This window comes from Cellulosimicrobium funkei (genome assembly GCF_900155925.1).
GTDB lineage: Bacteria > Actinomycetota > Actinomycetes > Actinomycetales > Cellulomonadaceae > Cellulosimicrobium > Cellulosimicrobium funkei.
This window is the reverse complement of the sequence record NZ_FTMI01000003.1, coordinates 23,976-37,388: the sequence shown is the minus strand read 5'-3', so window position 1 is coordinate 37,388 and position 13,413 is coordinate 23,976. Positions and strand designations below refer to the sequence as shown.

The window sequence follows — 13,413 nt, the reverse complement described above, 5'->3', positions numbered from 1 at the left end:
GTGCCGTGCCGCACGCGATCTACGCTGCGAGCATGCCGACCGTCGTTCCTCAGGACCTCGCCGACGCCCGCTCCCGGGCCCTCGCGGAGGCGCTGCGCACGCGCGTCGTCGTCGCGGACGGCGCGATGGGCACGATGATCCAGGAGCAGGACCCGACGCTCGAGGACTACCAGGGGCTCGAGGGCTGCAACGAGATCCTCAACGTCTCGCGACCCGACATCATCGCCGCGGTGCACGACGCGTACCTCGAGGTCGGGGTGGACGCGATCGAGACGAACACGTTCGGCGCCAACTGGTCCAACCTGTCGGACTACGACATCGACGACCGGATCCGCGAGCTCGCCGCGGCCGGGGCGCGGATCGCGCGCGAGCGCGCGGACGCCCACGCGACCGCCGACCACCCGCGCTGGGTGCTCGGCTCGATGGGTCCCGGGACCAAGCTGCCGAGCCTCGGGCACACGACGTACGCGCACCTGCGCGACACGTTCGCCGAGCAGGCCGCGGGCCTGCTGGAGGGCGGGGTCGACGCGATCCTCGTCGAGACGAGCCAGGACCTGCTCCAGGCGAAGGCCGCGGTGACGGGGTCGCGGAACGCGATGCGCGACGTCGGGCGCGAGGTGCCCGTGATCGTCCAGGTGACGGTCGAGACCACGGGCACGATGCTCATGGGCTCCGAGATCGGGGCCGCGCTGACCACGCTCCAGGCGCTCGGCGTCGACGCGATCGGCCTCAACTGCGCGACCGGCCCGGCCGAGATGAGCGAGCACCTGCGGCACCTGTCGCGGCACGCGGAGATCCCCGTGACGTGCATGCCCAACGCGGGCCTGCCGGTGCTCGGCCCGAACGGGGCGACGTACCCGCTGACGCCGGACGAGCTCGCGGCGGCGCACACCCAGTTCGTCACCGAGTTCGGCCTGGGCCTCGTGGGCGGCTGCTGCGGCACGACGCCCGAGCACCTGCGCCGCGTCGTCGAGGCGGTGCGCGCACGGCCCATCGTCGAGCGCCACCCGGAGCGCGAGAACGGCGTCGCGAGCCTGTACTCGCACACGGACCTGCACCAGGACGCGTCGTTCCTCGCCATCGGCGAGCGCACGAACGCGAACGGGTCGAAGGCGTTCCGCGAGGCGATGCTCGCGGAGAACTGGGACGAGTGCGTCGAGATCGCGCGGGCGCAGACGCGCGACGGCGCGCACCTGCTCGACGTGTGCATCGACTACGTGGGGCGCGACGGCGTCGCGGACGTGCAGCAGGTCGTCTCGCGCCTCGCGAGCGCGTCGACGCTCCCGCTCGTCATCGACTCGACGGAGCCCGAGGTCATCGCGGCGGGCCTCGAGCTCGTGGGCGGGCGCGCCGTCGTGAACTCGGTGAACTTCGAGGACGGCGACGGGCCGACGTCGCGGTTCGCGCGGATCATGCCGCACGTCGTCGAGCACGGGGCGGCCGTGGTCGCGCTGACGATCGACGAAGAGGGCCAGGCGCGCACCGCGTCGGGCAAGGTGGGGATCGCCACGCGGCTCGTCGAGACGCTCACGCGCGACTGGGGCCTGCGGGTCGACGACATCATCGTCGACGCCTTGACCTTCCCCATCGCCACCGGCCAGGAGGAGACGCGGCGCGACGCGATCGAGACGATCGAGGCGATCCGCGAGATCACGCGTCGCTACCCCGGCATCCACACGACGCTCGGGGTGTCGAACGTGTCGTTCGGCCTCAACCCCGCCGCGCGCACCGTGCTCAACTCGGTCTTCCTCCACGAGGCGGTCGAGGCGGGGCTGGACTCCGCGATCGTGCACGCCGCGAAGATCCTCCCCCTCGCGCAGATCCCCGCCGAGCAGCGCGAGGCCGCGCTCGACCTCGTGTGGGACCGGCGGCGGTACGACGACGAGGGGAACCTCGTGCACGACCCGCTCGCCCGGCTGCTCGAGCTGTTCGACGGCGTGGACTCGGCGGCGCTCAAGGACCAGCGCGCGGCGGAGCTCGCGGCGCTGCCCGTCGGCGAGCGGCTCGAGCGGCGGATCGTCGACGGCGCGCGCAAGGGTCTCGAGGAGGACCTCGACGCGGCGATGGCGTCCGGGATCAAGGCGCTCGAGATCGTCAACGACCACCTGCTCGAGGGCATGAAGGTCGTGGGCGACCTGTTCGGCCGCGGCGAGATGCAGCTCCCGTTCGTGCTGCAGTCCGCCGAGGTCATGAAGACGGCGGTCGCCTACCTCGAGCCGCACATGGAGAAGATCGAGGGCTCGAGCGGGTCCAAGGGCACGATCGTGCTCGCGACCGTGCGCGGCGACGTGCACGACATCGGCAAGAACCTCGTCGACATCATCCTCACCAACAACGGCTACACGGTCGTCAACATCGGTATCAAGCAGCCGATCTCCGCGATGATCGAGGCCGCCGAGGAGCACGACGCCGACGTCATCGGCATGTCCGGGCTGCTCGTGAAGTCCACCGTCGTGATGAAGGAGAACCTCGCGGAGCTCACGTCGCGGGGGCTCGCCGGCCGCTGGCCGGTCCTGCTCGGTGGCGCGGCGCTCACGCGCACCTACGTCGAGGACGACCTCGCGGGCCAGTTCCCGGGCGTCGTCCGGTACGCGCGCGACGCGTTCGAGGGCCTGCGTCTCATGGAGCCGCTCGTGCGCGTCGCGCGCGGCGAGTCGCCCGACGCCGTCGGGCTGCCCGCGCTGAAGAAGCGCCGGCACGCCGTGGTCACCGTGACCGAGACGCCCGTCGAGGACCTGCCCGCGCGGTCCGACGTCGCGGCCGACAACCCGGTCCCCGCTCCCCCGTTCTGGGGCACACGCCTCGTCAAGGGCGTCCAGCTCGCCGAGTACGCGGCGTTCCTCGACGAGCGCGCGACGTTCATGGGCCAGTGGGGGCTCAAGCCCGGCCGAGGCGACGACGGTGCGTCGTACGAGGAGCTCGTCGAGACCGAGGGGCGCCCGCGCCTCAACGCCTGGTACGAGCGGATCCGCACCGAGGGCGTCGTCGACCCGTCGGTCGTGTACGGGTACTTCCCGGTGTGGTCGGAGGGCGACGACGTGGTCGTCGCACACCACGGCGCCGGGCTCGCGGGCATCGGCGCGCCCGACGGCGGGTCGGGCGGCGAGCCGGGGACCGAGCGGCTGCGCTTCACGTTCCCGCGTCAGCGCCGCGACCGGCACCTGTGCCTCGCCGACTTCGTCAAGCCGAGGTCGTGGGTCGAGGAGACGGGCCGGTACGACGTGCTGCCCGTCCAGCTCGTCACCATGGGCGCGAGCGTCGACCAGCACACCGCGAAGCTGTTCGCCGGGAACCACTACCGCGAGTACATGGAGCTCCACGGACTGTCGGTGCAGCTCACCGAAGCGCTGGCCGAGATGTGGCACTCGCGCGTGCGCGCCGAGCTCGGGTTCGCCGACGAGGACCCGACCGAGGTCGAGGGCATGTTCAAGCTCGAGTACCGCGGCGCCCGCTTCTCGCTCGGCTACCCGGCGTGCCCGGACATGGAGGACCGCACGAAGGTCGTCGAGCTCCTGCGGCCCGAGCGGGTGGGTGTCGAGCTCTCCGCGGAGCTCCAGCTCCACCCGGAGCAGTCGACCGATTGCTTCGTGTTCCATCACCCCGAGGCCAAGTACTTCAGCGTCTGACGATCGCCAGCCGCGGGGCGTCCTGCCGGGGCGAGCGGGGAGCAGCGTCAGGACCACGTCCACGTGCCCGTGACCTGCTCGATGAGCTCGTCGCCGTTGTCGTACGGGGTGACGATCGCGATCACGAAGAACTGGACCTCGTCCGTGCCCGACGCGAACCGCTCGGGTGCGAAGGCGGTGATGAAGGCCTTCGTCCGCGTCTCCTCGAAGCTCCCCTCGACCCGGGTGATGTTCGCCGGAACGCCGTCGAGGGTGGTCGCCTCGTGCAGGCTGAGGATGCTGCCGTTCTCCGCGAAGTACGAGTCCGCGAGGAGGTCGACCGCTCCCCCGAGATCGGTCCCGACCCCCCACGCCTCGGACGTCGCGACCCGCACCGGTTCGACCGACACCTGCCCGTAGACCGCCCCGACACCCGTGGGCACCACCACCCCGTCGACGACCTCGCCCCAGAGCTCGAGGGCACCGTGACAGTGTTCCTCCTGGTCCGAGGCGACGTTGTTCACGAACGCCTCCGGGCCCTCGTAGGACCAGCAGGGCGTCCGCACCGGCTGGCCCGACACGATCGCGTACTCGGCCCCGGAGGGGGTCGCCGGCTCGCCCTCGCTCCGGGACGTCGCCGCCGCCGCAGGAGTCGCGCCGTCGTCGGTCTCGGCGAAGGGCAGCGCGCAGCCGGGGACGACCGTGAGGACGACGGCGACCCCAAGTCCCGAGAGCAGGCGACCGACGGCGGCTCTCCGACGGGTGGCGAGGCGAGCACGGGGACGGTGCCCCGTGCGAGGGACCGCGGTCGTTCGCTCGTGCTGGCTCGTGCGCTCGTGCTGGTCGCGCATGATGATCCTCCTGGTCGTGGTCTCCTGGACCGGACGCTAGACGCCACGACGGCAAGGGCCCCGGTTATCTACAGGCCAGGATCCGCAACATCTCGGGACGCCACGCTGTGGCTCGGCTCATCGACCGTTTCGCGGACGAGAGAGCCTCCGCGGCCGACGCCGCCGGCGGACGGGTACAGCGGATACCGCCCGGCCGCGCGCTTCCCCCTTCGCGCCACGGGTCGTGCCTCGTTCGTTGACAGAGCCGTTGCATCTATCGACAATCGATAGATGAGACCTGCCCTCGTCGCGTGCACACGAGCACTCCTCGTCCTCGTGGCCCTCGGCACCGCGCTGTCGATGTTCCTCGCCCCCCTCCTCGCGGCCGAGGTCGGGGCGCAGCACCCGGAGGTCCGCGGCCTCGTGGTCCCGTACTCCGTGCTGGCCGTGCTGGCGTTGCTCGCGGTCGAGGTCGCCCTCGTGGCGGTGTGGCGCCTGCTCGGCCTCGCCGCCCGCGACGAGGTGTTCGACCCGCGCGCGCTGCGCTCGGTCACCGTGGTGATCGGGTGCGTGGTCACGGTCGCGACCCTCGCCGCGACGGTGTTCGGTCACCTGACCTTCGGGGCGCAGCTCGGTGGGCCGCTCGTGCTCCTCGGCCTCCTCGGCTCGCTCGTGGGCGGGGGCGCGCTGGCCCTGCTCGTCGTGGTGCTGCGCGCGCTGCTCCGCACCGCGACCGCCGACCGGCGCGAGCTGGCCGCGGTGATCTAGGTGCCGATCGTCATCGACCTCGACGTCCTCCTGGCGCGGAGGCAGATGTCCGTCGGCGACTTCGCCGCCGCGGTCGGCATCACGCCGGCGAACGTCGCCGTCCTGAAGAACGGGCGCGCGAAGGCCGTGCGCTTCTCGACGCTCGACGCGGTCTGCCGCGTCCTCGGGTGCCAGCCCGGAGACGTCCTGCGGTGGGTCCCGGACGAGCCCGACGACGCGGGACCGCCCGCCACCTGACCCGCCCGGTCGCCGCGTCGATGAGTTCGGCGACCGGACGACGTCTTACCCGTGACCGAGACCACGACGCCGCGGGAGCCGAGCCATGGGTAGCATCGAGATCGAGCTGTTCACGACCCTCGACCTCGTCGGGCAGGCGCCCGGCGGGCCGGAGGAGGACCCGGAGGGCGGGTTCGCGTTCGGCGGCTGGCAGGCGCCGCTGCTCGACGACGTCGCGGGCGAGCAGATCGCCGCGGCGTACGAGGGCACGGACGCGCTGCTGCTCGGGCGCCGCACGTACGACATCTTCGCGGCGTACTGGCCGCTCCAGGAGGGCGGGCAGGACGACGACTTCGCGGCCCTGTTCAACCGCATCCCCAAGTACGTCGCGTCGCGCGGCACACCGGACCTGCCGTGGGCCGGGTCGACGCTGCTCGGCCCGGACCTGCCCGCCGCGGTGCGCGAGGTGCGCGACCGGCACGAGCACGTCAAGGTCGTGGGCAGCCTCGACCTGGTGCAGACGCTGCTGCGCGAGAGGCTGTTCGACCGGCTCGACCTGTGGGTGCACCCGATCGTGCTCGGCACGGGCAAGACCGTGTTCGACGGCGGCGCCGTCCCCACCAACCTCACCCTCCTCGAGCCTCCCGCACCGAGCCCGGCGGGCACGGTCCTGCTGCGCTACGGCCTCGGCGACGGCACGCCGGGCACGGGCGACATGAGCGAGCCGGGACGCGGCGTCGGGCAGGACGCCTGACGCCCTGCTCGGCGCCGGACCAGCACCCCGGACGACCCACCGACCCCCAGCACCTCAGGAGGCACCCGTGGCGATCCAGCGCCTCGACAACGTGGCCGTCGTCGTCGACGACCTCGACGCGGCCGTCGCGTTCTTCATCGAGCTCGGGATGGAGCTCGAGAACCGGATGACGATCGAGGGGCGGTGGGCGGAGCGCGTCGTCGGCCTCGACGACATGCGCTCGGAGATCGCGATGATGCGCGTCCCCGGCGGCCCCGGGCGGCTGGAGCTCACGCGGTACCACGCGCCGGCGCCGCTCGACCTGGGGCTCGGCACCGCCCCGCCGAACGTGCTCGGCCTGCACCGGGTGATGTTCGCCGTGGACGACCTCGACGACACGGTCGAGCGCCTCGCCCGCCACGGCGGAGCGGTGCTGCGGGAGATCGTGCGCTTCGAGGACGCGTACCGGCTCTGCTATCTGCGGGGGCCCGGCGGCATCATCGTCGGGCTCGCGGAAGAGCTCGGGTGAGGCGCGCCGCTAGGAGGCGGTAGCCGCCTCGCCGCGCAGGATCGACGACATCTTCTTGCCGCGCGCGACCTCGTCGACGAGCTTGTCGAGGTAGCGGACCTTCTGCATGAGCGGGTCCTCGATGTCCTCGACGCGGACGCCGCAGATCACCCCGGTGATGAGCGAGGCGTTCGGGTTCCACGCAGGCGCCCGGTCGAAGAACTCCTCGAGCGTGATCTCGTCGGTGATCGCCTGCGTGAGGCCGGCGTCGTCGTAGCCGGTGAGCCAGCCGACGACCTGGTCGAGCTCGTCCTTCGTGCGTCCCTTGCGCTCCACCTTGGTGACGTAGAGCGGGTAGATGCTCGCGAAGCTCGTCCCGAAGATCCGGTGTCCCGCCATGGATGGCTTCCTCCTGCCCCGGCTGCGCCCGTCATCGGCTCGGCGCGTGCGGCCGTCCGGCACGAACCACGCTACCGGGCGGCGGGGACGGCGCGGGCGCCGACCATCACGTGCGACGCCTCGAGCCGGTCCACGAGCAGCGTCCCGGCCGCGACCAGCGGCACGAGCACGAGGTTGCCGAGCAGCATGGTGCGCAGGAACGGCAGACCTGCGACGTAGCTCGCAACGAGCCCGTCCGCTCCCGCCGGGTACCAGACGCCACGACCCTGCAGCCAGACGCCGAAGTTCGTCCACGCGAAGAACCACAGCGAGCCCGCGACGCCGAACGCCGCGCCCGCGCCGACGCGGCGCCAGCCGGTCGTGTCCCGCGCGAGCAGCGAGCCCAGCCCGACGACGAGCCACGCGCTCCACGTGAACAGCGCGATCGTCGTGTTGCCGAGCACGACGTCGGACACGACCGTCACGGCGAGCGGCACGACGAACGCCCACCGCGAGCGCAGCAGGATGGTCGCCGCGAACGTCGCCGCGGTGACGAGCTCGAGGTTCGGGGGCGCACCGAGGTCGGCGCGCACGAGCCGCCACACGACGGCGAGCGCCGCGAGCGTGACGACGAGCGCCGGCCGCCACCAGCGCAGCGCCGTGCTCTCCGAGCGCGTCACGAGGTGAACGTCTCGAGCTTCCACGTGATCTCGTCCCCGTCCTTCGTCTCGAGCGAGCCTGCTCCCACGGTAGCCATCTCGCCGTTCACGTACAGGGCCCAGAACTCGCTGTCCGGATCGGCGGCGACGCCGTCGATCGCCGTGACGAACGCGTTCTCGCCCTCACCGGTCACCTGGGCGGACGGGTCCGCCTCGAGGAGCAGGTCGAGGGCCGTCGCGCCCGCGCGCCCCTCGTAGGAGAGCTCGGGCGCGTCCTCGCCGTCGCCGGACTCGTCGTCGGGCGCCTCGTCCGTCGCGTCGTCGGCCGGGGCGCTCGACTCCTCGCCCGCGGTCGCCGTGGAGGTCGACGTGGTGTCGGCGGCGGGCTCGTCGGCGGACGAGCACCCGGCCAGCAGGCCCGCGGTGAGCAGGACGGCGGTCAGGGCGGTGAGCGGGCGCGCGGACGTGGCGCGGAGCGTTCGGAGGGTCACGGCGCCAGCGTACGGAGCGCCGCCCGGCTCGCGCCGGGTCGCCCGCCTGTCGGACGACGGCCCCTCACCCGATCTCCTCGCCCGCGACGGCCTTGGCCGCCAGCCGCTCCTCCTCGCTGACCTCCCACACCTCGTACGCGGAGTGGCCCGCGAGGAGGATGATCCCGCACCCCAGCACGAGGTCCGGCCAGCCGGACCCGGTCCACGCGGTCACGAGCCCCATCGCGATGACGGCGACGTTGACGAGCACGTCGTTGCGGGCCGACAGGAACGCGGCCCGGCTCAGCGACCCGCCGTGATGGCGGACGCGGACGAGGAGCCACGCGCACACGCCGTTGACCACGACCGCGCCGAGCGAGGCGAGGACGATCGGCAGCACCTCGGGTGCGGGCGGGTCGCCGAACCGGCGCACGACCTCCCACGCCGCGAACAGCGCGGGGACGAGGATGAGCAGCGCCAGCGCCTTGCCCAGGACCGCACGCCGCGCGAGCGGGAAGCCCAGCGCGACGGCGATGAGCAGGTTGATCGCGGTGTCCTCGAGGAAGTCCACGCTGTCGGCGAGCAGCGAGACCGAACCCGCCGCGAGCGCGACGGTGAGCTCGACGACGAAGTACGCGAGGTTGAGCCCCGCGACCAGCAGGACGGTGCGCCGCAGCTGGCGGACCAGGTCGGGGTGGCCCGCCCGTGGCGCGTCCTGCCCGGCGGGCATCGTCAGACGTCGATGCGGGCGTGGTCCAGCTCGGCTGCGCCGGCGACGATGAACTCCTTGCGCGGCGCGACGTCGCTGCCCATGAGCAGCTCGAACACGCGCTCCGCCGCCTCGGCGTGCTCGGCCGTGACGCGCCGCAGGGTGCGGTGGCGCGGGTCCATCGTCGTCTCGGCGAGCTGGTCGGCGTCCATCTCCCCCAGGCCCTTGTACCGCTGGATGTCGTCCTTGTAGCGGCGGCCCGCCTTGTCGAGCTTCTTGAGCGTCGCGGCGAGCTCGGCCTCGGAGTACGTGTAGATGTACTCGTTCTTGCGGCGCCCGGCACCGATGACCTCGATGCGGTGCAGCGGCGGCACGGCCGCGAAGACGCGCCCCGCCTCGACGAGCGGCTTCATGTACCGGTAGAAGAGCGTGAGCAGGAGGGTGCGGATGTGGGCGCCGTCGACGTCGGCGTCCGTCATGAGCACGATCTTGCCGTAGCGCGCGGCCTCGAGGTCGAACGACCGCCCCGACCCGGCGCCGAGCACCTGGATGATCGCGGTGCACTCGGCGTTGCGCAGCATGTCGCTCACGGACGCCTTCTGCACGTTGAGGATCTTGCCGCGGATGGGCAGCAGCGCCTGGAAGTCGGAGCTGCGCGCGAGGCGCGCGGTGCCGAGCGCGCTGTCGCCCTCGACGATGAACAGCTCGCTGCGCTCGACGTCGTCGCTGCGGCAGTCGACGAGCTTGGCCGGCAGCGACGACGTCTCGAGCGCGTTCTTGCGCCGCGAGATCTCCTTCTGCTTGCGCGCGGTGATGCGCGCGCGCATCTCGGCGACGACCTTGTCGAGCAGCAGCGCGGCCTGCGTCTTCTCGTCGCGCTTGGTCGAGGTGAGGAGGGCGTTCAGCTCCTTCTCGACGACGCGCGCCACGATGCCCCGCACCGGCGCCGTGCCGAGGACCTCCTTCGTCTGGCCCTCGAACTGCGGCTCGGCGAGGCGCACGGTGACGACGGCCGTCAGGCCGGCGAGCACGTCGTCCTTCTCGATGCGCTCGGACGCGTCCTTCGTCGACACCTTGAGGCGGCGCGCGTTCGTCTCGACCGCCTTGCGCAGCACCTTGAGCAGGCCCTGCTCGAAGCCACCGAGGTGGGAACCGCCCTTGGGCGTGGCGATGATGTTGACGAAGCTGCGGACCTCGGTCTCGTAGCCGGTGCCCCAGCGCAGCGCGACGTCGACCTCGCAGTCGCGCTGCACCGCCTGCGGGGTCATGTGACCGCGGTCGTCGAGCACCGGGACGGTCTCCGTGAACGAGCCCGAGCCCGTGAGGCGCCACGTCGCGGTGACGGGGGTGTCCGGCGCGAGGAAGTCGACGAAGTCGACCGACCCGCCCGTGTGCACGAACGTCTCCTCGTGCGGCCCGGACTCCCCCGGCGTCCCGGGCACGCCGCGCTCGTCGCGCACCGTGATCTCGAGACCGGGGACGAGGAACGTCGTCTGGCGCACGCGCGTGACGAGCTCGTCGTAGGAGAAGACGGCCGTCTTGAGGAAGATCTGGCGGTCCGCCCAGTAGCGGACGCGCGTGCCGGTGACGCCGCGCTTCGTCTTCCCGACGACCGCGAGCTCGGACCCGGACACGAACGGCTCGAACGGGGCGTCCGGCGTCGGGCCGGTCTTCGGGTCGCTGAACACGCCCGGCTCGCCGCGGTGGAAGGTCATGCGGTGCGTCTTGCCGCCGCGGTCGACCTCGACGTCGAGACGCGAGGACAGCGCGTTGACGACGGACGCGCCGACACCGTGCAGGCCGCCCGACGCGGTGTACGACCCGCCGCCGAACTTGCCGCCCGCGTGGAGCTTGGTGAAGACGACCTCGACGCCGGACAGGCCCGTCTTCGGCTCGATGTCGACGGGGATGCCGCGGCCGTCGTCCTCGACCGTCACGGAGGTGTCGGCGTGCAGCACGACCCGGATCTTCGAGCAGTTGCCCGCGAGCGCCTCGTCGACCGAGTTGTCGATGATCTCCCAGAGGCAGTGCATGAGACCGCGCGAGTCGGTCGTGCCGATGTACATGCCCGGGCGCTTGCGCACGGCCTCGAGGCCCTCGAGCACGGACAGGTGCCGAGCGGTGTAGCTGGACTCAGCGGAGGTGGTCGTCACGGCGGCAAGCCTAGACGAGGGCGCCCACAGCGCGGTGCTGCCCCGCCGCGCTGCCGCGGACGCCGCGCGATCCGGCGGGATGCGGCGGGATGCGGCGGGATGCGGCGGGATGCGGCGGGATGCGGCGAGATGCCGGCGGGAGGCCACGGCGCGGGTGAGCGCGCTTCGCGGGTAGCGAACCCGGCGCTCCCCCGGGACGAAACCTCAGGAGGGGATGGTTTGATGTTCATGTGACTGCTACGACGACCACCACCGAACCGCTGACCGCGGCCGACCGCTGCGACCGCTGCGGGGCCCAGGCGTACGTCCGTGTGGTCCTGCCGAGCGGCGAGCTGCTGTTCTGCGGCCACCACGCGCGGGCGCACGCGGATGCCTACACCGACCTCGCGACGTCCATCCAGGACGAGACCGACAAGCTGCTCGCGGAGCACGGCGCGCGCTGACGCGCCGGTCCGCCGAGCACCGTCCCGCGCCAGGAGCGCACGACCGCGGGGACCGGCTCCACCGCCCGGTCACCCGCGACGACCACCTCAGAGACAGACCTCAGACACGACGAAGGCCCCGAGGAGATCTCCTCGGGGCCTTCGTCGTGCGACGACGGCGGGCGGCCGGTGGCGTGCACCGGCCGCCCGCCGCGACGCGTCAGTCGAGGTAGTCGCGCAGGACCTGCGAGCGGCTCGGGTGGCGCAGCTTCGACATGGTCTTCGACTCGATCTGGCGGATGCGCTCACGCGTCACGCCGTAGACCTTGCCGATCTCGTCGAGCGTCTTGGGCTGCCCGTCCGAGAGGCCGAACCGCATCGAGACGACGCCCGCCTCGCGCTCGCTCAGCGTGTCGAGCACCTGGTGCAGCTGCTCCTGCAGGAGCGTGAAGCTCACCGCGTCCGCCGGGACGATGGCCTCGGAGTCCTCGATGAGGTCGCCGAACTCGGAGTCGCCGTCCTCGCCGAGCGGCGTGTGCAGCGAGATGGGCTCGCGGCCGTACTTCTGGACCTCGACGACCTTCTCCGGGGTCATGTCGAGCTCCTTGGCGAGCTCCTCGGGCGTGGGCTCCCGGCCCAGGTCCTGCAGCATCTGACGCTGCACGCGCGCGAGCTTGTTGATGACCTCGACCATGTGCACCGGGATACGGATGGTGCGCGCCTGGTCCGCCATCGCGCGCGTGATCGCCTGGCGGATCCACCACGTCGCGTACGTCGAGAACTTGTAGCCCTTGGTGTAGTCGAACTTCTCGACCGCACGGATCAGACCGAGGTTGCCCTCCTGGATCAGGTCCAGGAACAGCATGCCGCGACCCGTGTACCGCTTGGCCAGCGACACCACCAGACGCAGGTTCGCCTCCAGCAGGTGGTTCTTCGCCCGCTTGCCGTCGTGCGCGATCCACTGCAGCTCACGCTTGAGCTTGCGGTCCAGGTCGTCGCCCTCGGCCGCGAGCTTCTCCTCCGCGAACAGACCGGCCTCGATCCGCTTCGCGAGCTCGACCTCCTGCTCCGCGTTCAGCAGCGCGACCTTGCCGATCTGCTTGAGGTAGTCCTTGACCGGGTCGGCCGTCGCACCCGCGGTCACGACCTGCTGGACCGGGGCGTCGTCCTCGTCCGCGTCGGAGACGACGAAGCCGGTCTCCTCGGGCTCGTCGCTCGGCGCGGCGGCGGCAGCCTTCTTGGCGCCCGGCTCCGCAGCCTCCTCGTCCTCGGTCACGTCGATCTCGAGGTCCTCGATCTCGACCTCGGCGTCGTCCTCGTCGTCGTCCTTCTTCTTGGCGCGCGCGGGCGTCGCCTTGGACTTGGCGGGGGCCTTGGCCGCGGTCTTGCGGGCGGCGGGCTTGGCGGGGCCGGTCGACGAGGTCTCCGCACCCTCGGCGTCGGCAGCCGGGGCGGCCTTCGTCGTGGTCGTGCGCTTGGTCGCCGACGCGGACTTCGTCGCGGCGGGCTTGGTGCGCGCCGTCGTCGTGCTGCGCGGGGAAGCCGCCGCGGCCACCTTCGTCGTGGTCGGGATGTCGACCTCGACGCCGGCGCCCGCGAGCGCGCGGAAGACCGCCTTCAGCCGCTTGGCGTCGTTGACGGCAGCCTGCTCGCACGCGGTGCGGAAGCTCTCGGCGTCGACGCGACCGTTCGCGCTGCCGCGCCGCAGGAGCTCCTGCAGGGCGGGGTGCTCGAACTCTCGCGGGAGTGCGGAAATCGGGGTTGAGGGCGCCACAAACCGACCTTTCGGCAATCATGGGGGGCGGTAGGGCCGCCGGAGCGGGGACGTGAACCGTGAAGTGCGGGCTGCTCTGGACTCTCACGGTGAGTCGTCGGGCTCTGGCGGACTACCTATATTGTACCGGCGATCCGTGCGCCGGACGCCGCGACACGGGGTGATGTCGGACCTGGCCGTCTCCCGAC

At 72.0% G+C, this 13,413-nt stretch carries 13 protein-coding genes; 6 read left to right on the top strand and 7 right to left on the bottom strand.

Annotated features, from left to right (window positions below):
* The first annotated feature begins 32 nt into the window (after window positions 1-32).
* Entirely contained in the window at window positions 33-3,626 is a 3,594-nt protein-coding gene (gene metH, locus BXA05_RS08290) for a methionine synthase (RefSeq protein ID WP_076404985.1), read from the top strand.
* Between the two features lie 47 nt (window positions 3,627-3,673).
* On the opposite strand, the gene BXA05_RS08285 is transcribed toward metH, so the two are convergent.
* Window positions 3,674-4,456, bottom strand: a complete 783-nt coding sequence (locus BXA05_RS08285; protein WP_076404689.1) for a hypothetical protein — start codon at window positions 4,454-4,456, stop codon at window positions 3,674-3,676.
* Between the two features lie 270 nt (window positions 4,457-4,726).
* Between BXA05_RS08285 and BXA05_RS08280 the strand changes: the two genes are divergently transcribed.
* The 4 genes from BXA05_RS08280 to BXA05_RS08265 all read left to right on the top strand — a co-directional run bounded on the left by BXA05_RS08280 (window position 4,727) and on the right by BXA05_RS08265 (window position 6,681).
* Complete coding sequence (locus BXA05_RS08280) at window positions 4,727-5,203, top strand: DUF2975 domain-containing protein (RefSeq protein ID WP_083711744.1); 477 nt, start codon at window positions 4,727-4,729, stop codon at window positions 5,201-5,203.
* Complete coding sequence (locus BXA05_RS08275; protein ID WP_034655601.1) at window positions 5,204-5,440, top strand: helix-turn-helix domain-containing protein; 237 nt, start codon at window positions 5,204-5,206, stop codon at window positions 5,438-5,440. It abuts the gene before it with no gap.
* An 85-nt stretch (window positions 5,441-5,525) separates the two neighbouring features.
* On the top strand, window positions 5,526-6,173 hold the full coding sequence (locus BXA05_RS08270) for a dihydrofolate reductase family protein (protein WP_076404687.1): 648 nt from the start codon (window positions 5,526-5,528) through the stop codon (window positions 6,171-6,173).
* 67 nt (window positions 6,174-6,240) lie between these two features.
* Window positions 6,241-6,681 (top strand): VOC family protein, encoded by a 441-nt coding sequence (locus BXA05_RS08265; protein WP_076404686.1) that lies wholly within the window; start codon window positions 6,241-6,243, stop codon window positions 6,679-6,681.
* Between the two features lie 9 nt (window positions 6,682-6,690).
* On the opposite strand, the gene BXA05_RS08260 is transcribed toward BXA05_RS08265, so the two are convergent.
* From BXA05_RS08260 to BXA05_RS08240, 5 genes are all read right to left on the bottom strand, one after another.
* Window positions 6,691-7,059, bottom strand: a complete 369-nt coding sequence (locus tag BXA05_RS08260; protein ID WP_076404685.1) for a DUF2200 domain-containing protein — start codon at window positions 7,057-7,059, stop codon at window positions 6,691-6,693.
* A 71-nt stretch (window positions 7,060-7,130) separates the two neighbouring features.
* Window positions 7,131-7,718, bottom strand: coding sequence for a DUF6580 family putative transport protein (locus tag BXA05_RS08255; RefSeq protein ID WP_076404684.1), 588 nt, complete (start codon window positions 7,716-7,718; stop codon window positions 7,131-7,133).
* Complete coding sequence (locus tag BXA05_RS08250; RefSeq protein WP_076404683.1) at window positions 7,715-8,188, bottom strand: DUF4430 domain-containing protein; 474 nt, start codon at window positions 8,186-8,188, stop codon at window positions 7,715-7,717. Before BXA05_RS08250 ends, BXA05_RS08255 begins: the two co-directional genes overlap by 4 nt.
* Window positions 8,189-8,252: 64 nt before the next feature.
* On the bottom strand, window positions 8,253-8,897 hold the full coding sequence (locus tag BXA05_RS08245) for a cation efflux transmembrane domain-containing protein (protein WP_076404682.1): 645 nt from the start codon (window positions 8,895-8,897) through the stop codon (window positions 8,253-8,255).
* 2 nt (window positions 8,898-8,899) lie between these two features.
* Window positions 8,900-11,029, bottom strand: a complete 2,130-nt coding sequence (locus BXA05_RS08240; RefSeq protein WP_031315183.1) for a DNA gyrase/topoisomerase IV subunit B — start codon at window positions 11,027-11,029, stop codon at window positions 8,900-8,902.
* A gap of 230 nt (window positions 11,030-11,259) precedes the next feature.
* Between BXA05_RS08240 and BXA05_RS08235 the strand changes: the two genes are divergently transcribed.
* Window positions 11,260-11,472, top strand: coding sequence for a DUF7455 domain-containing protein (locus BXA05_RS08235; protein ID WP_021479923.1), 213 nt, complete (start codon window positions 11,260-11,262; stop codon window positions 11,470-11,472).
* Between the two features lie 199 nt (window positions 11,473-11,671).
* Here the strand turns inward: BXA05_RS08235 and BXA05_RS08230 are convergent, their stop codons facing one another.
* Entirely contained in the window at window positions 11,672-13,225 is a 1,554-nt protein-coding gene (locus tag BXA05_RS08230; protein ID WP_021479922.1) for an RNA polymerase sigma factor, read from the bottom strand.
* Between the last annotated feature and the right edge of the window lie 188 nt (window positions 13,226-13,413).

Bases quoted from the DNA above. Each gene is read 5' to 3' on its own strand.
- BXA05_RS08285 (WP_076404689.1), bottom strand. From the start codon at position 4,456: ATGCGCGACCAGCACGAGCGCACGAGCCAGCACGAGCGAACGACCGCG.
- BXA05_RS08245 (WP_076404682.1), bottom strand. From the start codon at position 8,897: ATGCCCGCCGGGCAGGACGCGCCACGGGCGGGCCACCCCGACCTGGTC.
- BXA05_RS08270 (WP_076404687.1), top strand. From the start codon at position 5,526: ATGGGTAGCATCGAGATCGAGCTGTTCACGACCCTCGACCTCGTCGGG.
- BXA05_RS08280 (WP_083711744.1), top strand. From the start codon at position 4,727: ATGAGACCTGCCCTCGTCGCGTGCACACGAGCACTCCTCGTCCTCGTG.
- BXA05_RS08260 (WP_076404685.1), bottom strand. From the start codon at position 7,059: ATGGCGGGACACCGGATCTTCGGGACGAGCTTCGCGAGCATCTACCCG.
- metH (WP_076404985.1), top strand. From the start codon at position 33: ATGCCGACCGTCGTTCCTCAGGACCTCGCCGACGCCCGCTCCCGGGCC.